An 18,540-nucleotide genomic window follows, 5' to 3' on the forward strand; every position below is an offset into this window, starting at 1 on the left:
CAGTTCGGTCCCTATCCGCTGCGCGCGCAGGAAATTTGAGAAGATCTATCCCTAGTACGAGAGGACCGGGATGGACGAACCTCTGGTGTGTCAGTTGTTCCGCCAGGAGCACCGCTGATTAGCTACGTTCGGAACGGATAACCGCTGAAAGCATCTAAGCGGGAAGCCGGCTTCGAGATGAGATTTCCATCCCTTCGGGGGAGAGGCTCCCAGCCAGACGACTGGGTTGATAGGCCGGATGTGGAAGACAGGACTAAAGACTGTCGGAGCTGACCGGTACTAATAAGCCGATAACTTGATAATCACTACACTCATACCGTTGTAAAGGCTGGTAGGAGTGGTCAGAGATTGCTTGCGTCCACTTTGTGGTTCCCAGAAGACGGGCACCCCGCATCCTCCTTCGGGAGGAGCGGAACAATTGAATACACGCACGGCGTGTAACCCAGATTTGACCATGTGCCTTCGGGTGTGTGTGTCGCCAGGGTTACGGCGGCCATAGCGAGAGGGAAACGCCCGGTCACATTCCGAACCCGGAAGCTAAGACTCTCAGCGCCGATGGTACTGCAGGGGGGACCCTGTGGGAGAGTAGGACACCGCCGGACACCATTCACGATGGCCACCCAGAAATGGGTGGCCATCGCTGTTTAACCGGTCGGTCTCTGTTCGAGGACGAACAGGACCGGCCGGAGCGACGATGACCGTCGTCGCCCGACTCCGGAACGAGGAGCAGCGATGACTCAGCACGACCCGACGCCCTCTCCGGAATCGAGGCCGCTCCAGAACGGCTTCGACGTCGTGGAGGAACACGTCCTGTCAGACGAGCTCCTCCGGATCGAGCAGACTCCGCTCAACGAGAGGGCAGCCGGATACGTCCAGCTGCAGGAGCAGCTGCGCATCCGACTCGAGAACGCGGACCGCGACCGATGACCGACGACTCGCGACTCGACTCGGCTCTCGCCGAGCGGGGCATCGCCCGGTCCCGCACCCATGCCGCTCGGATGATCGCCGATGGTCTGGTGACGGTGGACGGTGTCCCTGCACTGAAGCCCTCGATCCGCGTGCGCGACGATCAGGACGTCGCGGTCGCCGGCCTTGACCACTACGTCAGCCGGGCCGCCCACAAGCTGCTCGCCGCCCTCGACACCTTCGTGACGGTGCGAGTCGCGGGCCGGAACGCTCTCGACGTCGGGGCGTCGACGGGCGGGTTCTCGCAGGTCCTGCTCGAGCGCGGCGCCGCCTCGGTGATCGCCCTCGACGTCGGGCACGCGCAGCTCGCTCCCCGGATCCGGTCCGACGATCGCGTCCACGTGGTGGAGGGGTTCAATGCGCGGGATCTCACCGCCGCCCGGCTCGCCGAAGCCGCCAGGACCGAGATCGTCCCGGACCTGGTCGTGTCCGACGTGTCCTTCATCTCCCTGCGGATGGTTCTGCCTCCCGTCGCCGCCTCCGTGGATCCGCTCGCCGACTTCGTGGTGCTGGTGAAGCCGCAGTTCGAGGTCGGCCGCTTGGGGGTGCGGGAGGGGATCGTCCGGGATCCGGAGCTGCGTCGCGAGGCCCTCTCGGACGTCCTGTGGTCGGCGTGGGACCTGGGGCTCGGCGTCGTCGGGCTGGCCGAGTCGCCACTCCCGGGGGGCGCTGGGAATCGCGAGTATCTGGCGCACCTCCACCGCGACCGCGGAACGATTCCGACACAATGGAGGGACGCGGTCACCGCGCTCACCACCGGATGACGCGATCGTGTCCGCCGCTGTCGACCGACCAGAAGGACACCCCCTCGATGCAGTCCCCTCGTGACGAGCGCAACATCCTCGTCGTCGCCCACACCGGACGGACGGACTCCCTCGATGCGGCGGTCCTCGTCGTCGAGCGACTCCGGAACTCCGGCGCCCACCCCGTCCTCTGCGCCGACGACAAGGGCGACATCGTCGCGGTCGCTCCGGATCTGAGCGACGTCGCCGTGCTCGGGTCCGACGTGCCGCTCGAGTTCATCGAGCTCGTGTTCGTGCTCGGCGGGGACGGGACCATCCTCCGCGCAGCGGAGATCGTCCGGTCTGGGACGGCCCCTCTGCTCGGCGTGAACCTCGGCCACGTCGGGTTCCTCGCGGAGAGCGAGCGGGACGATCTCGACGATGCCGTCGCCCGTGCGCTCGACGGCGACTACGCGGTCGAGGAGCGGATGACCCTGCAGGTGCGCGTCAAGATCGATGAGGCCGTCGTCTACGAGACCTGGGCGCTCAACGAGGCGACCGTCGAGAAGGGCAGCCGCGAGCGGATGCTCGAGGTCATGGTGGGCGTCGACGGACGTCCGCTGTCGAGCTTCGGCTGCGACGGCATCGTCGTGTCCACTCCGACCGGTTCCACCGCTTACGCCTTCTCCGGGGGCGGCCCCGTCGTGTGGCCGACCGTCGAGGCGATGCTCCTCGTTCCGCTCAGTGCCCATGCCCTCTTCGCGCGGCCCCTCGTCGTGGGCCCGTCGTCGAGCCTCGCCGTCGAGGTCAAGGAGAGGACCGACGGCGTCGGCGTCCTCTGGGCCGACGGCCGGCGCGCCTACGAGCTGCCGCCGGGAGCGCGCGTCGTCTACCGGCGCTCGCCCGTGCCGGTGCGCTTCGCGCGCCTGCACGACGCCCCCTTCACCGATCGACTCGTGCACAAGTTCGGTCTCCCCATCCGCGGATGGCGGGGGTCGGCGGAGACGGAGTAAGGCCCGATGCTCGAAGAGCTGCAGATCCGCGACCTCGGAGTGATCGCCGAGGCGACTCTCCCGCTCGGACCGGGCTTCACCGCGGTCACCGGCGAGACCGGCGCCGGCAAGACGATGGTGGTCACGGCGCTCGGCCTCGTGCTGGGCGCGCGCTCTGACGCGTCCGCGGTGCGCTCGGGAGCGAAGCAGGCCTGGGTGTCGGGGCGCTGGCTGGTCCCAGAGCAGGGCCCGGTCGCCGAGCGGGTCCACGACGCCGGCGGCGATCTCGACGGCCCGGAGCTGCTCCTCGCGCGCTCGGTGTCGGCGGAGGGACGCGGGCGAGCCGTCGTCGGCGGCCGGAGCGCACCGGTCAGCGTGCTGAGCGAGCTCGCCGATCAGCTGGTCGTCGTGCACGGGCAGTCGGACCAGATCCGCCTCCGCTCCGCCGCGGCGCAGCGCGAGGCGCTCGACCGGTTCGGCGGACCCGGTCTCGCCGACGCCCTCCGCGACTACGCGAGCGCCTTCGAGCGCTGGCGGGCCAACCGGGAGGAGCTCGACTCGCTCACCGAGGCCCGGGAGACGCGCGCCCGCGAAGCCGAACGGCTCCGCTCGGCCCTCGCCGAGATCGAGGTGGTCGCCCCCCAGCGCGGGGAGGACGTCGAGCTCGCGGCGCAGTCCGCCCGGCTCGGGAGCATCGAGCAGCTCCGGCTCGCCGCCGGCGAGGCCCGCGAGGCGATCTCGTCCGAGGAGCTGGACGGGCGGGACGCGCTCGGGCTCCTCGAGACGGCGCGGCGCGTGCTGGAGCGGGCGGCCGAGCACGACGCCGCCCTGCAGCCGACGGTCCAGACGCTCGGCGAGGCGGCGGTGCTCCTCGTCGACGCCGCCGGCGGGCTCTCCTCGTACCTGGCGGAGCTCGACCTCGACGGCGCGCACGACTTGGAGCTGATCGAGAACCGGCGGGCGGAGCTGTCCCTGCTCGCCCGCACCTACGGACCGACGCTGGACGACGTGCTCGACCTGGTGGACTCCTCCGGACTCCGCCTGCTCGAGCTCGACGGCGACGACGAGAGGATCGCGGCTCTCGAGGCCGACACCGCGGCCGACGCGGACCTCGTCGACCGCCTCGCGACCCGGCTGACCGAGCTGCGGACCGCGGCGGCCGCCGAGCTGGGGGAGCGGGTCAGCGACGAGCTCACCGCGCTGGCCATGGCGGATGCGCGCCTGCACGTGAAGGTGACGGCCGCGGGGGAGCCGAGCGTCCACGGGCGCGACTCCGTCGAGATGCTGCTCCAGCCGCACACCGGGGCCGCACCCCGGCCCCTCGCCCGCGGAGCCTCGGGCGGCGAGCTCTCGAGGGTGATGCTCGCGATCGAGGTCGTGGTCGCCGCCAACGACCCGGTGCCGACGTTCGTCTTCGACGAGGTCGACGCGGGGGTCGGCGGAGCAGCGGCGATCGAGATCGGCCGACGGCTCGCGCGGCTCGCCGAGACGTCGCAGGTCATCGTGGTGACCCACCTCGCGCAGGTCGCCGCATTCGCCACGAACCACCTCCGCGTCGAGAAGGGCTCGGACGGCGCGGTGACCTCGAGCGCCGTGACGCAGCTCGACTCCGAGGAGCGGGTGTCCGAGATGGCGCGCCTGCTCTCGGGGCTCACCGACTCCGCCAACGCTCTCGCTCATGCGCGGGAGCTCCTCGAATCGAGCCGACGGGGCTGATCGCGAGCGGCCCGGGACGACATCGATCCGTCCCGGGCGGTCCGCCGCCGCCGTTCTGCTGTTACGGTGGAACCCCGTGGTGGACTTTACGAACGCGGGCCTTTCCTCTTCTTCTCCCTCGGATCCCGAGGGCTCCTCCGGGTCCTCGACCCGGAACGCTTCGACGGCCGGGCAGGACGCCCCCTCGAAGATCACGAAGCACATCTTCGTCACCGGCGGTGTCGTATCCTCGCTCGGCAAGGGACTCACGGCCGCGAGCCTGGGCAACCTGCTGACCGCGCGCGGGCTGCGCGTCGTCATGCAGAAGCTCGACCCGTACCTCAACGTGGACCCGGGGACGATGAACCCGTTCCAGCACGGCGAGGTCTTCGTGACCGACGACGGCGCCGAGACCGATCTCGACATCGGCCACTACGAGCGCTTCCTCGACATCAACCTGAACCAGGCCGCGAACGTCACGACCGGCCAGATCTACTCGCGGGTCATCGCGCGGGAGCGCGCCGGCGAGTACCTCGGCGACACGGTCCAGGTCATCCCGCACATCACGGACGAGATCAAGCGGCGCATGCGCCTCCAGTCGGAGGACGACCCGCAGCCGGACGTCATCATCACCGAGATCGGCGGCACCGTCGGCGACATCGAGAGCCAGCCGTTCATCGAGTCGGCCCGCCAGGTCCGCCACGAGCTCGGCCGCCGCAACGTCTTCTTCGTGCACGTCTCGCTGGTGCCCTTCATGGGCGCCTCCGGCGAGCAGAAGACCAAGCCCACCCAGCACTCCGTCGCGGCGCTGCGCTCGATCGGCATCCAGCCGGACGCGCTGGTGCTGCGGAGCGACCGGCCCGTGTCGGAGTCGAACAAGCGCAAGATCGCGCTGATGTGCGACGTCGACGAGCAGGCCGTGGTCAACGCCAAGGACGTCGCGTCGATCTACGAGATCCCGCAGATGCTCAACGAGCAGGGCCTCGACGCCTACATCATCGACCAGCTGGGCCTCCCGGCCGGCGAGGTCGTCTGGGACGGCTGGTCGCGACTGCTCGAGGCCGTGCACGAGCCCAAGCACGAGGTCACCATCGGCCTGGTCGGGAAGTACATCGACCTGCCCGACGCCTACCTCTCCGTGACGGAGGCTCTGCGGGCCGGCGGCTTCGCGCAGCAGACGAAGGTCGCCATCCGCTGGATCGCCTCCGACGGGCTCGAGGACCCCGAGGCTGCGGCCAAGGCGCTCTCCGAGCTCGACGGCATCTGCGTGCCCGGCGGCTTCGGCATCCGCGGCATCGAGGGCAAGCTCGGCGCGCTGCGCTTCGCGCGGGAGAACGGGATACCGACCCTCGGGCTCTGCCTCGGCCTGCAGTGCATGGTCATCGAGTACGCCCGCAACGAGGCCGGCCTCGAGGGGGCCTCGTCGTCGGAGTTCGACCCGGAGACGGAGTTCCCCGTCATCGCGACGATGGCCGAGCAGGTCGAGATCCTCGCGTCCGGGGACATGGGCGGCACGATGCGCCTCGGCCTCTACACGGCCGAGCTCGCCGAGGGCTCGATCGTCGCCGAGGTGTACGGCGCACCTGAGGCGGCCGAGCGCCACCGTCACCGCTACGAGGTCAACAACCGCTACCGCGACCGGATCGCCGAGGCGGGGCTCTGGTTCTCGGGCCTCTCGCCCGACGGCCACCTCGTGGAGTACGTCGAGCTGCCCCGCGAGAAGCACCCCTACTACGTGGGCACGCAGGCGCACCCGGAGCTCCGCTCGCGCCCGAACGCCGCGCACCCGCTCTTCCGCGGCCTCGTGACCGCCGCCCTCGAGCGCCAGGAGGCCTCGCGCCTCTTCCCGGCATCGGAGGCGGGCGCCGATGAGTGAGCCGCTGTCGGACGAGCTCGTCGAGCCGGAGGTCCTGACCAGTGAGCGCGTCTTCGACGGGATGGTCTGGGGCGTCCGCGCGGAGACGTTCCGCTACGGCGGCGGCGAGCTGCGCCGGGAGTTCCTCGATCACACGGGAGCCGTCGCGGTGCTGGCCCTCGACGACGAGGACCGCGTCGCCCTGATCAAGCAGTACCGGCACCCGGTCCGCACCCGCGAGTGGGAGATCCCGGCCGGCCTGCTCGACGTCGAGGGCGAGGATCCGCTGGTCGCCGCTCAGCGGGAGCTGGGCGAGGAGACGGACCTGCAGGCCGAGCGCTGGGACCTGCTCTCGGAGTTCGCGACCTCGCCGGGCGGCAGCGACGAGGTCATCCGGATCTACCTGGCCCGCGGGCTCTCGTCCACAGGCTCCGCCTTCGACCGCGAGGCGGAGGAGGCCGACATGGAGCTGCGGTGGGTGCCGCTGGACGAGGCGGTCGAGGCGGTCCTCGCCCGCCGGGTGCAGAACCCCTCGCTGACGATCGCGGTGCTCGCGGCGCACGCGTTCCGCTCGCGCGACTGGGACGGACTGGGCGACGCGTCCTCGCCGTGGACGCGCCACCCGCGGGTCCGCCACCCCCGGGGGTGAGCCCCCGCGCCTGCGCCGAGGCGTACCTCCGGCAGGCGAGCGTGGAGCGCGGGCTCTCGGCGCACACGCTCGCGGCCTACCGGCGCGACCTGGAGCTCTACCTCGGCTGGCTCGAGGAGCGCGGGACCGTCGATCTGGCGCAGCTCGGACGGGTCGACGTGGGGGAGTTCTCCTCCTGGCTGGCCGCACGCCCGGAGCGGCCGCTCGCGGCGAGCTCGCGCGCACGGATCCTCTCGAGCGTCCGAGGGCTGCACCGCTTCGCCCTCGAGGAGGGGGTCGTCGCGGACGACGTGGCCCGGGACGTGGTGCCGCCGAAGATCCCGATGACCCTGCCGAAGGCGGTCACGGTCGAGCAGATGGCGGCACTGCTCGACGCGGCGCGCGGCGAGGAGCTCGCGGACCTGCGGGACCGGGCCCTGCTGGAGCTGCTCTACGCGACGGGCGCGCGCATCTCGGAGGCGGTGGACCTGAACGTCGACGACGTGGTCGCCGCGGAGGTGGTGCGGCTGACGGGCAAGGGGTCCAAGCAGCGGATGGTGCCGCTCGGCCGCTTCGCCCGCGAGGCGGTCGACGAGTACCTCGTGCGTGCGCGGCCGGAGCTCTCGCGGAGGGGGCGTGCGACGCCGGCGCTCTTCCTGGGGGTCCGCGGGAGCCGCCTGTCGCGGCAGAGCGCCTGGCTGGTCATCCGCGCCGTCGCCGAGAAGGCCGGGCTGGACCGGGAGATCTCGCCGCACACCTTCCGGCACTCCTTCGCGACCCACCTGCTCGCGGGCGGCGCAGACGTCCGCGTGGTGCAGGAGCTCCTCGGGCACGCCTCGGTGGCGACGACGCAGATCTACACGCTGGTGACGGCGGACACGCTCCGGGACGTCTACACGTCCGCGCACCCGCGAGCGCGGCGCTAGAGCCGCGGACCCGCGCGGCGGGGCGCGGCGGCCGGGGAGCGGGGCGCCGGTACACTCGTCGGAGGCCGCGCGGGAGCGCACGCCGCCACGGAAGCGAGGACGACGCAGGTGACACGCAAGACGGACGACAAGGCCGAGCTCACCGGTCTCGAAGCCCCGACGCTCGGCCCGACCGGCCGCCCCCTGCGCGACTTCCCGCTGCCGGTGGAGCTCACCGGTCACGGCCCCGCTCGGATCATCTCCCTCTGCAACCAGAAGGGCGGCGTCGGAAAGACGACGACGACCATCAACCTGGGCGCGACCCTCGCCGAGTACGGCCGCCGCGTGCTGGCCATCGACTTCGACCCGCAGGGCGCCCTCTCGGCCGGCCTCGGGGTCACCACCTACGACGCCATCACGATCTACGACCTGCTCCTCGGCACCGTGAAGGACCCGGCCGAGGCGATCCGGAGGACCCGCGTGCCGGGCCTGGACGTCATCCCGGCCAACATCGACCTCTCCGCCGCCGAGGTCCACCTCGTCAACGAGGTCGCGCGCGAGCAGATCCTCGCCCGGGTGCTCCGCAAGGTGAGCGCGGATTACGACGTCATCCTGATCGACTGCCAGCCCTCGCTGGGCCTGCTCACGGTCAATGCGCTCACCGCGAGCCACGGCGTCCTCATCCCGCTCGAGTGCGAGTTCTTCGCGCTGCGCGGCGTCGCCCTGCTGATCGAGACGATCGACAAGGTCCGCGACCGGCTCAACCCGGTGATCGAGCTCGACGGCATCCTGCCCACGATGTACGACTCCCGCACCCTGCACTCGCGGGAGGTGCTCGACCGGGTGGTCGACGCCTTCGGCGACAGCGTGCTCGAGACGGTGATCGGCCGCACGGTGAAGTTCCCGGACGCCAGCGTGTCCGGCGTCCCGATCACCCAGTTCGCGCCCGAGCACAACGCCGCGAAGGCGTACCGCAAGCTCGCCAGGGAGCTGATCTCGCGTGGCGCGGTCGCCTGAGGTCCTCCTCGAGGAGCGCGCCGCTCCCATCGGGTTCCACCTCGCGCTGACCAACTTCGAGGGTCCGTTCGACCTCCTGCTGAGCCTCATCGCGAAGCAGCAGGTCGACATCACCGAGATCGCGCTGAGCGCCGTGACGGACGAGTTCCTCTCGTACCTGCACGGGATCGACTCGCTCGAGGGGCTGGATCGCGCGTCGGAGTTCCTCGTCGTCGCCGCGACGCTCCTCGACCTGAAGATCGCCGGACTCCTGCCCCAGGGCGAGCTCGTGGACGCCGAGGACGCGGCGCTGCTGGAGGCGCGAGACCTGCTGTTCGCCCGGCTCCTGCAGTACCGGGCCTTCAAGCAGGTGTCGTCGTGGTTCGGGGAGCGGATCGCGATCGAGACCGCCCGCCACGTGCGCGACGTGCCTCTGGAGGAGGAGTACCGGTCCGCGAAGCCGGAGCTCGTCTGGACCCTGTCGCCCGCCGACTTCGCCGCCCTCGCGACCGTCGCCCTCGCTCCGCGCGAGCTGCCGACGGTGGGCCTGGACCACCTGCACGCCCCGCAGATCAGCATCCGGGAGCAGGCCGCGCACGTCGTAGCGATGCTGCGCGCCCGCGGGAGGGCCACGTTCGGCGAGCTGATCGCGGACGCCGACGAGAAGGGCGTGATCGTCGCGCGCTTCCTGGCCGTGCTCGAGCTCTACCGGCACGCCGCGATCTCGTTCGACCAGCCGGAGCCGCTCGGCGAGCTCACGCTGCGCTGGGTCGCCGAGCAGTGGAGCGATGCGAGCCTCGCCGCGCTCGGAGCCGACTATGACTCCTGACGCCGGCCCCGGGACCGTCGCGTTCGAGATCGACCGGGCGATCGAGGCGATCCTGATGGTCGCGGACGAGCCGCAGCCGCTCGCCTCCCTCGCGACCGCGCTGTCGAGGCCGATCGCCGTGGTCCGCCAGTCGATCGAGCGCCTGGTAGCCGACTACGACGGCGCCGACGGGGCGATCCGCCGGGGCTTCGAGCTGCGCGAGGTCGGTGCCGGCTGGCGGATCTACGTGCGCCGCGAGTACGACCCGGTGGTCAAGGACTTCGTCCTGACGCAGAACCCGACGCGGCTCTCGCAGGCGGCGCTCGAGACGCTCGCCGTGATCGCCTACAAGCAGCCGGTCTCGCGCGGTCAGGTCGCGCAGATCCGCGCGGTCAACGTCGACTCCGTCGCGCGCACCCTCCTCGGCCGCGGCCTCATCGCGGAGGTCGGCCACGACCCCGAGACGGGCGCGGTCCTCTACGGCACCACCGAGCAGCTGCTCGTGCACCTCGGCCTCACCTCGCTCGACGAGCTGCCGAAGATCTCCCCCCTACTGAGCGACGGAAGAGACGGATTCGATGAGCGCGCCTGACAGCGGCCCCGACGGCGAACGACTGCAGAAGGTCCTCGCGGCAGCGGGGGTCGCCTCCCGACGAGTGGTCGAGGAGATGATCGTGGCGCGGCGGATCCGCGTCAACGGCGAGGTGGCGGACGAGCTCGGCCGCCGCATCGATCCGGCGACCGACCGGATCGAGGTCGACGGGGTCGCGGTGCAGCTGGACACCTCGCGCCGCTACGTCATGCTCAACAAGCCGATCGGCGTCGTCAGCTCGCTGGCGGACGAGAACGGACGCACCGACCTCAGCCTCTACACGAAGAACTTCGAGGAGCGGCTGTTCAACGTCGGGCGCCTCGACGCCGAGACCTCGGGACTGCTGGTGCTGACCAACGACGGCGAGCTCGCCCACGTCCTCGCGCACCCGTCGTTCGGAGTGACGAAGACCTACATCGCGAAGGTGCACGGGCAGGTCCTCCCGCAGACGATCGCGACGCTGACCTCCGGGATCGAGCTCGACGACGGACCGGTGGCCGCCGACAAGGCGCGTCTCCTCGGCCGGCCGGAGGGCCGCTCGAACGCCTCGCTCGTCGAGATCACCCTGCACTCCGGTCGCAACCGGGTCGTCCGCCGGATGATGGCGGCGGTCGGCCACCCGGTGATCGAGCTCGTCCGGCGCCAGTTCGGGCCGCTGCACCTGGGCACCCTGCGCTCGGGCGATCTGCGCGACCTGACCCGGGAGGAGCTGGGCGCGCTGCTCACGATCGCGCGGCAGGGCGGCGAGGCGGTGGCGGCCGCTCCCGCGGTCCCCTCGAAGAAGGCGAGCGCGGGTGCGCGGCGGCCCCGGCCTGACAGCGGCGAGCGCGTCGCCCCGGCGGAGCGCGGCTCGGCCGGGCGATCCTCGGATCGCGGCGGATCGTCCGGACGGTCGTCCGACCGCGGCGGCTCGGCGGGACGGTCGTCCGATCGCGGCGGCTCCTCCGCCGGCGGCGGGCGGAGCGACGGTCCTCCGCGCCGGTCCGGCGCCGACAAGCAGCGCCGCGCCGATCGCTAGGCTGTCGGGGTGAACGAGCTCCTGCACCCCGCGCCGCCCGCGATGCGGACGACCGGGACGGTGCGGGTGGTCGGCTCCGGACTGCTCGGCGCCTCCATCGGCCTCGGCCTCGCCTCCCGCGGGATCGACGTCGTCCTCGACGACGCCTCGCCCGCGAGCCTCTCCCTCGCCATCGACTACGGGGCCGGCCGCGCCGCCTCCGCCGACGACCGACCCTCCGTCGTCGTCGTCTGCGTCCCCCCTGACGTCACCGCGAGCGTCGTCGAGCGCGAGCTCGCGGCGCACCCCGGAGCCGTCGTCACCGACGTGGCGAGCGTCAAGACCCAGCCGCTGCGCGAGCTGCGCTCCCGCGGCGTCGACCTCGCCCGCTACATCGGCTCGCACCCGATGGCCGGCCGCGAGCGCGGCGGACCGGTCGCCGCGCGGGGAGACCTCTTCGTCGGCAGACCCTGGGTGATCTGCCGCGACGGCGAGACCGCGCCCGACGCGCTCGCACGGGTGGAGGGCCTCGCTCTCGACCTCGGCGGCACCATCGTCGAGATGGACCCGGAGGAGCACGACCTCTCGGTCGGCCTCGTCTCGCACGCCCCGCAGGTGATCTCGTCACTGCTCGGCCAGCGCCTCCTCGACGCCCCGAACGCGGCGCTCCGCCTCGCCGGGCAGGGCGTCCGCGACGTCTCGCGCCTGGCGGCCTCGGCCCCCGAGCTCTGGATGCAGATCCTGGCCGCGAACCGCGAGCACGTCGTCGCGGTGCTCGACGCCTTCCGCGACGACGTCGCCGCGGTCGCCGACGCGCTCCGCGACCTCGAGGCGCCCGGCTCGCGCCGCGTGCTCGCCGAGCACCTGGCCGCGGGCAACGCCGGAGTGGCGCGCCTGCCCGGCAAGCACGGCCAGGACCAGCGCTTCTCGACCCTGATCGTCCTCGTCGACGACTCTCCCGGAACCCTCGCGCGGCTCCTGGTGGAGATCGGCGAGGCGGGCGTCAATCTCGAGGACGTGCGCCTCGAGCACGCGCAGGGGCGCCGAGTGGGTCTCGCCGAGATCTCGGTGGTGCCCGAAGCGGTCGCGCCGCTGACCGAAGAACTGACCATACGCGGCTGGAGGATCGCCGGATGAGCACCGAGCAGAACAGGCAGGAGGGCGGCCTGAACAGGATGACGCCCGCCCGCCGGGCACAGCAGAGCATCCCGGAGGACGGGGGCGCGGCTCCCGAGCGCGAGGCGCGCTCCGAGGCCGCCGAGCAGGGCGACTTCGGCGAGGCCGTCGTGGTCGCCATCGACGGCCCGGCCGGCAGCGGCAAGTCCAGCGTGTCGAGGGCTGCCGCCCGCCGCCTCGACTTCGAGTTCCTCGACACGGGAGCGGCCTACCGCGCGCTCGCCTGGCACGGGCTCGACCGCGACCTCGACTTCGAGGACCAGGACGCGATCGTCGACGCGCTCGACGGCTTCGACTACTCCATCGGCACCGACCCCGAGTCGTACTCGGTGTGGGTCGGTCCGACCGAGGTGACCGCCGCCATCCGCGAGCCCCGGGTGACCGCGCGCGTCTCGGCCGTGGCGAAGGTCCCCGAGGTCCGTCGGAGGATCACCCTGCTGTTCCGGAGGATCATCGGCGAGACGCGTCGGGAGGGCATCATCGTCGAGGGCCGCGACATCACGACGGTCGTCGCACCGACCGCTCCGGTCCGGATCCTGCTGACGGCGAGCGAAGAGGCTAGAATGGCCAGGCGTTCGCGCGAGGTCACCACGGAATCCGCCGAGGCGACGGGTCAGGCGCTGCGGTCGAGGGACCGCGCCGACTCGCAGGTGGTCGACTTCATGAACGCCGCAGAAGGAGTCACTCTTCTCGACTCCACTCATCTCGACTTCGAGCAGACCGTCGACGCGGTCGTCGCCGAGGTCCGAACTTCGAGAGCAAGGGCCGGTCATGGCACAGGACACGCACGTCGGTGACGACGAGCTGAACTTCGGAGACGACGACCTCGTCGAGCGCCTCGGCGACCTCGACGAGCAGCTCGCCTCCTCACGCGCGCAGGCGCTCCGCAGCGGACTCGAGGACTACGACCTCGACGAGGAGGACCTCGACCTCCTCGAGTTCGCCGGGGAGGACTCGGACGAGGTCCGCTACCTCCCCGCCCTCCCGGTCGTGGCGATCGTGGGCCGCCCCAACGTCGGCAAGTCCGCGCTGGTGAACCGCATCCTCGGCCGCCGCGAGGCCGTCGTCGAGGACACCCCGGGCGTCACGCGCGACCGCGTGTCCTACAAGGCGGAGTGGATCGACCGGGCGTTCACCATCGTCGACACCGGCGGCTGGGAGCCCGACGCCCGCGGCATCGACGCCTCCGTCGCCATGCAGGCCGAGATCGCCATCGACCTCGCCGACGCCGTCATCTTCGTCGTCGACGCGAACGTCGGCGCGACCGCGACCGACGAGCACGTCGTGAAGCTGCTGCGCAAGACGAAGAAGCCGGTCTTCCTCGCCGCCAACAAGGTGGACGACGCCCGCCAGGAGCCGAACGCCGCATCGCTGTGGTCGCTCGGCCTGGGCGAGCCCCGCCCCGTCTCCGCCGTCCACGGCCGCGGCGTCGCCGACCTTCTCGACGCGGTGCTCGAGAAGCTCCCTCTGGAGTCGGCCGTCGCCAAGCGCGAGGTCGGCGGACCGCGCCGCGTCGCAATTCTCGGCCGCCCGAACGTCGGCAAGTCCAGCCTGCTCAACAAGGCCGCGGGGGAGGAGCGGGTCGTCGTCAACGAGCTCGCCGGCACCACGCGCGACCCGGTCGACGAGCAGGTCGAGATCGCCGGCAAGGTCTGGCGCTTCGTCGACACCGCGGGCATCCGCCGCCGCGTGCACCTCCAGCAGGGCGCCGACTTCTACGCGTCGCTGCGCACCTCGACGGCGCTCGAGAAGGCCGAGGTCGCCGTCGTCGTCCTCGACGTCTCGCAGCCGATCTCGGAGCAGGACGTCCGCATCATCGACCTGGTGCTGGAGTCGGGCCGGGCGCTCGTGCTCGCCTTCAACAAGTGGGACCTCCTCGACGACGAGCGCCGCCGCTACCTCGAGCGCGAGATCGAGACCGACCTCGCCCACGTGGCGTGGGCGCCCCGCGTCAACATCTCGGCCCGCACCGGCCGCCACCTCGAGAAGCTCGTGCCGGCGCTCGAGCTCGCCCTCGAGTCGTGGGACACGCGCATCCCGACGGGCAAGTTCAACGCGTTCCTCGCCGAGCTCACCGCGGCGCACCCGCACCCCCTCCGCGGAGGCAAGCAGCCCCGCGTGCTCTTCGGCACGCAGGCCTCGTCGCGCCCGCCGACATTCGTCCTCTTCACCACCGGGTTCCTCGACCCCGGCTACCGCCGCTACATCGCACGCCGCCTGCGCGAGATCTACGGCTTCCAGGGTTCGCCGGTGAACGTCAACATGCGCGTCCGCGAGAAGCGCGCGCGCTGAGCGCAGCCGCACCGTGTCCGGCCCGTGGGAGCTCCTCCCGCGGGCCGTCCGCGTCTCCGGGAGGATAGGTCGTCGAGTCGAGGGGGCGGATGCCGCTCCGATCGTCTCGATCGAGCAGGTCGGCCTCGTCGCGAGCGGGAGTGACGGGCGGCGCGGCGCTGCCGCCTACACAGCGGCTTCCCTCAAACCGGGCGGTCGTCTCTCCGAGCGGGCGTCGGCAGGGCCGGGAGGCCGGTCAGTCGCCGGTGGCGAAGGGCCACCACGGCGGCAGGAGCCGTCGGTAGGCGGCGAGGTAGCTGCCGGGATCGCGGGGCGCGGGCAGGCGGAGCCACTGCTCCATCAGGCCGACGGAGCCCGCCGCGAGGAACGAGGCCGTCGCGTCCTCGAGGAACCCGAGCGGTGCGTCCGAGGTCGGCACGTCGAGGATCCCGGTGTCGAGCGTCGCGGAGACGGCGGTGCGGAAGTGCCCCGCTAGCATCGCGCGGAGGCCCGAGTCGCCGCCTGGGGCGTCGAAGGCGCGGAGGTAGAGGTCGCGGTGGCCGTCCAGGTGGCCGAGGACGCGGGAGGTGCCCTCGCGGATGCTCGCGTCGGTCGCGGCGCCGCTCCGGAGCTGCTGGAGGTAGCCCTCGCGGATCGCGTCGAGCTCGTCACGCAGGGCGGCGCAGAGCAGTTCTGCGGCGGAGGAGGCGTGGGCGTAGAAGGTGGAGCGGTTCACGCCGGCGAGATCCGTGATCTCGGAGACGGTGAGGGTGGCGACGTCGCGGCCGGTCGCGAGTTCGATGATGGCCCGGTGCAGGGCCACCTGTGATCGCTTCTGCCGCGCATCCACTGCTGACGCCTCCCGAGGTGCCGACGGCGCGTCGACCCGTGCCGACGCGTTCCGCGCAGCGAGTCTACGGGGCCCGCTCGTTTTCACTTCCGGCGTCGGCATCCGCTAAGGTAGTCGAGTTGCCCGGGCCTCGGCCCGGTCTGCCACGGGCTGTGGCGCAGCTTGGTAGCGCACTTGACTGGGGGTCAAGGGGTCGCAGGTTCAAATCCTGTCAGCCCGACGGAAAGCCCTGATGAGGCCACTGGTCGTCGTCAGGGCTTCCGTCGTTTCCGGGCCTCGTCGTGAGGCTGCGGGCCGCTCACCGGAGCGCTGCGGCGACCTCGGCGAAGGCCTCGCGACGTCGCGCGGAGCGCGCCTCCCGCTCGGCGGGATCTCGTGCCCAGAGTGCCTGTCGCGACGGATGGAAGGTGCGGATCACCGTGAGGCCGCGCTCGCGCTCGATCGCCGGGTGCCGCCTGAGGAGGCGCCGCCAGCCGTGATCGGCGTCGCCGCCCTGCAGGAGGACCACCTCGACGTCGGGGGCGAGCGCGAGCAGATGCAGGACGGTCTCGACGCCGGCGTCGAGCTGCTCGGCGTTCGGGGCCTGGTTGATGTACCAGGGGTAGGCGTTCCACGGCAGCAGGTCGGGGGGGGCGAGGCCCACCTCGTCCATCAGCCCGGCCATGAGCTCCGCCGTCGGGTCGTCGTTCTCGGTGCAGAGGAAGCCGCTTCCGATGCCGTCCTGAGTGGCGGGGCCGGGATCGCGGAGGACGCTGAGGACGCGCGCCTCCACTCCGCCGTGCAGGGGCGCGACGTAGGGCAGCCAGCCGCGTCCGTAGGGGTTCCGCAGCTCGTCGACCCAGCGGTTCACGGGAGCCACGTGCGGTGCGTAGCGCTGCTCCCACTGGGCGCGGCGGAAGGAGAGGTCGGCCATGGAGCGGGGCATGTCCGCACCCTAGAGGGTGACCGGGGCGGCACGGCACCCTTCCTGGTCGTCGGCCGTGCCGGCGGCGTCCGGACTGAGAGGCCGGAGCGGCATGCACGGCGTCTCCCCGACCGCCCGCAAGGGCGGCGGCAGGCCGGCTCCCTAGCGTCGGTGGACGTGACCCACTCCGCTCCGCTCGCCCGCTGGTGGCGCGAACCCTGGTGGGCGCGGCTCACCCTCCTGGCGATCCTGATCGGGTCGGCGGTGCTCACCGGGTGGAATCTCGCCCGGGGCGGGGACGCCGTCTTCTACGAGGCGGCGGCGCGGTCGATGTCGGAGTCGTGGCACGCGCTGGCGTTCGGAGCCTTCGATCCCGCCGCCACGGTGACGCTGGACAAGCTGGCGGGGTTCGCGGTGCCGCAGGCGCTGAGCATCCGGCTGTTCGGGATGTCGACGTCGTCGATCGCGCTGCCGCAGCTGCTCGAGGGGCTGATCACCGTCGCGGCGTGCTCGGTCGTCGGGCTCCGATGGGGCGGCCGGGGGCTCGGGCTGGTCGCGGCGGCCGCGGCGGCGAGCACGCCGATCTTCGTGTCGATGTTCGGGCACCCGATGGAGGACGGCCTGCTGACGGCAGCGCTCGCCGTCGCGCTGATGTGGTGGCAGCGCGCGGTGCTGACGGAGCGGTGGTGGCCTCTCCTGTTGGCCGGAGCGTTCATCGGGATCGGCTTTCAGGCGAAGATGATGCAGGCCTGGTTCGTCCTGCCCGCCCTCGTAGTGGCGACTCTCGTCGGGGTGCGCGGGTGGCGCAAAGCGCTCGCCTGGGCGGGCGGGCTCCTGGCCGTCGCGGTGGGCGCCTCGGTGGCGTGGATGGTCGCGATGCAGGCGGTGCCGGCAGGGGACCGGCCCTACATCGACGGGTCGACGGGGAACGACGTCTTCGCGATGGTGTTCGGGTTCAACGGGCTCGACCGGCTGATCCCGGGAGCGGTGCCCGGCGCCGTCGTCGCGTCCGCCCACGTCGCGGCGATGGGCGGAGCGGCGGGATCGTCGCCGGTGAAGCTTCTGCTCGCGCAGTACGCGACCCAGGTGGGCTGGCTGTACCCCGCGGCGCTCGCGGGGCTGATCCTGGGGGCGGTGCGCTGGTGGCCGCGGCGGGGGAGCACCCGCGGTCCGTTCGCCCTCCTGGTCCTGACCGCGGTGTGGCTGGCGACGGCCGCGGCGGTGCTCTCGGTGGCGACGGTGCCGCACACCGCCTACGTCGCGGCGATCGGAGTGCAGCTGGCGCTCCTCGCGGCGCTGGGCTGGGCGGAGGCGGTGCGGCTGCTCGCGTCGACCCGGGTCGTCGCGCGGCTGGTGCTGCCGCTCCTCCTCGTCGCGCAGACGGCGTGGAGCGCGGTGCTCGCCGTGGGCGGGCAGCTGCCCGCGGTGCTGGGCCTGCCGTTCGCGGCGCTCGCCGGAGCAGGGCTCGTCGTGGTCGCGGTGGCGGCGCGGCGACGGAGGGGCGGTGCGGTGGAGCGAGCGGTCGGGAGCCGGAGGGGAGCGGCTCGCCGTCGTCCCGTCGCGCTCGCGGCAGCGGTCGTGATCCTGGCCGGGCCGGTCGCGTTCAGCCTGCAGGTGCTCGACGCGTCCCTCGACGGGTCGGGCGGGGACGCGCTCGTCGGCCTGCGCTTCCCGCAGCGGGCCGAGACCTCGGCTCCGTTCGCGGTCTCGTCGCCGGACGCGGTCGGCGGGCACGACTCGATGACCGCCGACGAGACCGGCCTGGTCGCCGCCGCTCGTGCCGCCGGCGGCGGGGTGGACGGCGCGCCCCTGTTCCTCACCGACTCCTGGGCGATCTCGGCGCCGATCATCACGGCGACCGGCGCGAGCGTGCTCACCGACGGCGGCTACTCCGGCCAGGCGCGGGTCTTCACCGAGCAGGACGTCACCCGGATGATCGCGGCAGGACGCACGCCTCTGCTGGTGCTGAAGAACTCCGCTCCGCCGACCGAGTCGGTGCGGAAGGCCGCAGTGGCGGACGGGTGCACCGAGCTGCAGGAGTGGGGGCCGGCGGCGACGGAGTCGGGGGAGCACGCCTCCGCGGTCACCGGGTTCTCTCTGTGGCGGTGCGGACCGGTGAGCTCGGCGGGCGGGGTGGCGGCTGTGGGCCGGTGACGGCGTCGGGCAAATCTCGCGTCGATGCG

16 protein-coding genes, 1 tRNA gene, 2 rRNA genes and 1 pseudogene are annotated in these 18,540 nt (G+C 72.1%); 18 read left to right on the forward strand and 2 right to left on the reverse strand.

The features are described from left to right. The 16 genes and pseudogenes from C5B95_RS09990 to der all read left to right on the forward strand — a co-directional run. Positions 1-303 (forward strand): 23S ribosomal RNA (locus tag C5B95_RS09990); the annotation flags it as partial. A gap of 182 nt (positions 304-485) precedes the next feature. Continuing rightward, positions 486-602: ribosomal RNA gene (gene rrf / locus C5B95_RS09995) — 5S ribosomal RNA — on the forward strand. Between the two features lie 130 nt (positions 603-732). Continuing rightward, positions 733-927, forward strand: a complete 195-nt coding sequence (locus tag C5B95_RS10000) for a hypothetical protein (protein ID WP_104283767.1) — start codon at positions 733-735, stop codon at positions 925-927. Next, a complete protein-coding gene (locus tag C5B95_RS10005; RefSeq protein ID WP_104349074.1) occupies positions 924-1,730 on the forward strand; it encodes a TlyA family RNA methyltransferase in 807 nt (268 codons plus the stop codon). Before C5B95_RS10000 ends, C5B95_RS10005 begins: the two co-directional genes overlap by 4 nt. Before the next feature lie 47 nt (positions 1,731-1,777). Continuing rightward, positions 1,778-2,701 carry an NAD kinase gene (locus C5B95_RS10010; RefSeq protein ID WP_104267434.1) on the forward strand — a complete coding sequence of 308 codons (924 nt, stop codon included), beginning with the start codon at positions 1,778-1,780 and terminating at the stop codon, positions 2,699-2,701. Between the two features lie 6 nt (positions 2,702-2,707). Further along, complete coding sequence (gene recN / locus C5B95_RS10015) at positions 2,708-4,396, forward strand: DNA repair protein RecN (RefSeq protein ID WP_104250718.1); 1,689 nt, start codon at positions 2,708-2,710, stop codon at positions 4,394-4,396. Positions 4,397-4,586: 190 nt separating this feature from the next. After that, positions 4,587-6,251 carry a CTP synthase gene (locus C5B95_RS10020; protein WP_104222604.1) on the forward strand — a complete coding sequence of 555 codons (1,665 nt, stop codon included), beginning with the start codon at positions 4,587-4,589 and terminating at the stop codon, positions 6,249-6,251. Beyond that, positions 6,244-6,879, forward strand: a complete 636-nt coding sequence (locus C5B95_RS10025) for an NUDIX hydrolase (protein ID WP_104233392.1) — start codon at positions 6,244-6,246, stop codon at positions 6,877-6,879. Before C5B95_RS10020 ends, C5B95_RS10025 begins: the two co-directional genes overlap by 8 nt. Beyond that, complete coding sequence (gene xerD, locus C5B95_RS10030; protein WP_104238573.1) at positions 6,876-7,784, forward strand: site-specific tyrosine recombinase XerD; 909 nt, start codon at positions 6,876-6,878, stop codon at positions 7,782-7,784. Before C5B95_RS10025 ends, xerD begins: the two co-directional genes overlap by 4 nt. Positions 7,785-7,892: 108 nt before the next feature. After that, a complete protein-coding gene (locus C5B95_RS10035; RefSeq protein WP_104222502.1) occupies positions 7,893-8,780 on the forward strand; it encodes a ParA family protein in 888 nt (295 codons plus the stop codon). Beyond that, the gene (locus C5B95_RS10040; protein WP_104349075.1) at positions 8,764-9,588 is read left to right on the forward strand and encodes a ScpA family protein; all 825 of its coding nucleotides are present in this window, start codon (positions 8,764-8,766) and stop codon (positions 9,586-9,588) included. The genes C5B95_RS10035 and C5B95_RS10040 overlap by 17 nt, the downstream gene beginning before the upstream one ends. Then, on the forward strand, positions 9,578-10,159 hold the full coding sequence (gene scpB / locus C5B95_RS10045; protein WP_104238575.1) for an SMC-Scp complex subunit ScpB: 582 nt from the start codon (positions 9,578-9,580) through the stop codon (positions 10,157-10,159). The genes C5B95_RS10040 and scpB overlap by 11 nt, the downstream gene beginning before the upstream one ends. Next, positions 10,146-10,916: pseudogene (locus C5B95_RS10050) on the forward strand (pseudouridine synthase); the annotation flags it as partial. The gene scpB and the pseudogene C5B95_RS10050, both read left to right, overlap by 14 nt. Before the next feature lie 303 nt (positions 10,917-11,219). Then, a complete protein-coding gene (locus C5B95_RS10055; protein ID WP_104222605.1) occupies positions 11,220-12,293 on the forward strand; it encodes a prephenate dehydrogenase in 1,074 nt (357 codons plus the stop codon). After that, a complete protein-coding gene (cmk, locus tag C5B95_RS10060; protein ID WP_258059936.1) occupies positions 12,290-13,129 on the forward strand; it encodes a (d)CMP kinase in 840 nt (279 codons plus the stop codon). The genes C5B95_RS10055 and cmk overlap by 4 nt, the downstream gene beginning before the upstream one ends. Next, positions 13,104-14,624 (forward strand): ribosome biogenesis GTPase Der, encoded by a 1,521-nt coding sequence (der, locus tag C5B95_RS10065; RefSeq protein WP_104222506.1) that lies wholly within the window; start codon positions 13,104-13,106, stop codon positions 14,622-14,624. Before cmk ends, der begins: the two co-directional genes overlap by 26 nt. Before the next feature lie 235 nt (positions 14,625-14,859). On the opposite strand, the gene C5B95_RS10070 is transcribed toward der, so the two are convergent. Further along, the gene (locus tag C5B95_RS10070) at positions 14,860-15,426 is read right to left on the reverse strand and encodes a TetR/AcrR family transcriptional regulator (RefSeq protein WP_104349076.1); all 567 of its coding nucleotides are present in this window, start codon (positions 15,424-15,426) and stop codon (positions 14,860-14,862) included. Positions 15,427-15,599: 173 nt separating this feature from the next. Here C5B95_RS10070 and C5B95_RS10075 point away from each other — a divergent pair. After that, positions 15,600-15,673: transfer RNA gene (locus tag C5B95_RS10075), tRNA-Pro, on the forward strand. Between the two features lie 78 nt (positions 15,674-15,751). Here C5B95_RS10075 and C5B95_RS17905 read toward each other — a convergent pair. Continuing rightward, positions 15,752-16,378 (reverse strand): uracil-DNA glycosylase, encoded by a 627-nt coding sequence (locus C5B95_RS17905; protein WP_104349077.1) that lies wholly within the window; start codon positions 16,376-16,378, stop codon positions 15,752-15,754. Positions 16,379-16,534: 156 nt separating this feature from the next. On the opposite strand from C5B95_RS17905, the gene C5B95_RS10085 reads away from it, so the two are divergent. After that, positions 16,535-18,511 (forward strand): glycosyltransferase family 39 protein, encoded by a 1,977-nt coding sequence (locus C5B95_RS10085; RefSeq protein WP_104349108.1) that lies wholly within the window; start codon positions 16,535-16,537, stop codon positions 18,509-18,511. Positions 18,512-18,540 lie beyond the last annotated feature (29 nt).

The sequence above is a fragment of the Rathayibacter sp. AY1A7 genome, from assembly GCF_002930845.1.
GTDB lineage: Bacteria > Actinomycetota > Actinomycetes > Actinomycetales > Microbacteriaceae > Rathayibacter.

Excerpts from the sequence above, each read along its gene's own strand:
- C5B95_RS10000 (WP_104283767.1), top strand. The coding sequence starts at position 733 with ATGACTCAGCACGACCCGACGCCCTCTCCGGAATCGAGGCCGCTCCAG.
- C5B95_RS10005 (WP_104349074.1), top strand. The coding sequence starts at position 924 with ATGACCGACGACTCGCGACTCGACTCGGCTCTCGCCGAGCGGGGCATC.
- C5B95_RS10010 (WP_104267434.1), top strand. The coding sequence starts at position 1,778 with ATGCAGTCCCCTCGTGACGAGCGCAACATCCTCGTCGTCGCCCACACC.
- recN (WP_104250718.1), top strand. The coding sequence starts at position 2,708 with ATGCTCGAAGAGCTGCAGATCCGCGACCTCGGAGTGATCGCCGAGGCG.
- C5B95_RS10025 (WP_104233392.1), top strand. The coding sequence starts at position 6,244 with ATGAGTGAGCCGCTGTCGGACGAGCTCGTCGAGCCGGAGGTCCTGACC.
- scpB (WP_104238575.1), top strand. The coding sequence starts at position 9,578 with ATGACTCCTGACGCCGGCCCCGGGACCGTCGCGTTCGAGATCGACCGG.
- C5B95_RS10055 (WP_104222605.1), top strand. The coding sequence starts at position 11,220 with ATGCGGACGACCGGGACGGTGCGGGTGGTCGGCTCCGGACTGCTCGGC.
- cmk (WP_258059936.1), top strand. The coding sequence starts at position 12,290 with ATGAGCACCGAGCAGAACAGGCAGGAGGGCGGCCTGAACAGGATGACG.
- der (WP_104222506.1), top strand. The coding sequence starts at position 13,104 with ATGGCACAGGACACGCACGTCGGTGACGACGAGCTGAACTTCGGAGAC.
- C5B95_RS17905 (WP_104349077.1), bottom strand. The coding sequence starts at position 16,378 with ATGCCCCGCTCCATGGCCGACCTCTCCTTCCGCCGCGCCCAGTGGGAG.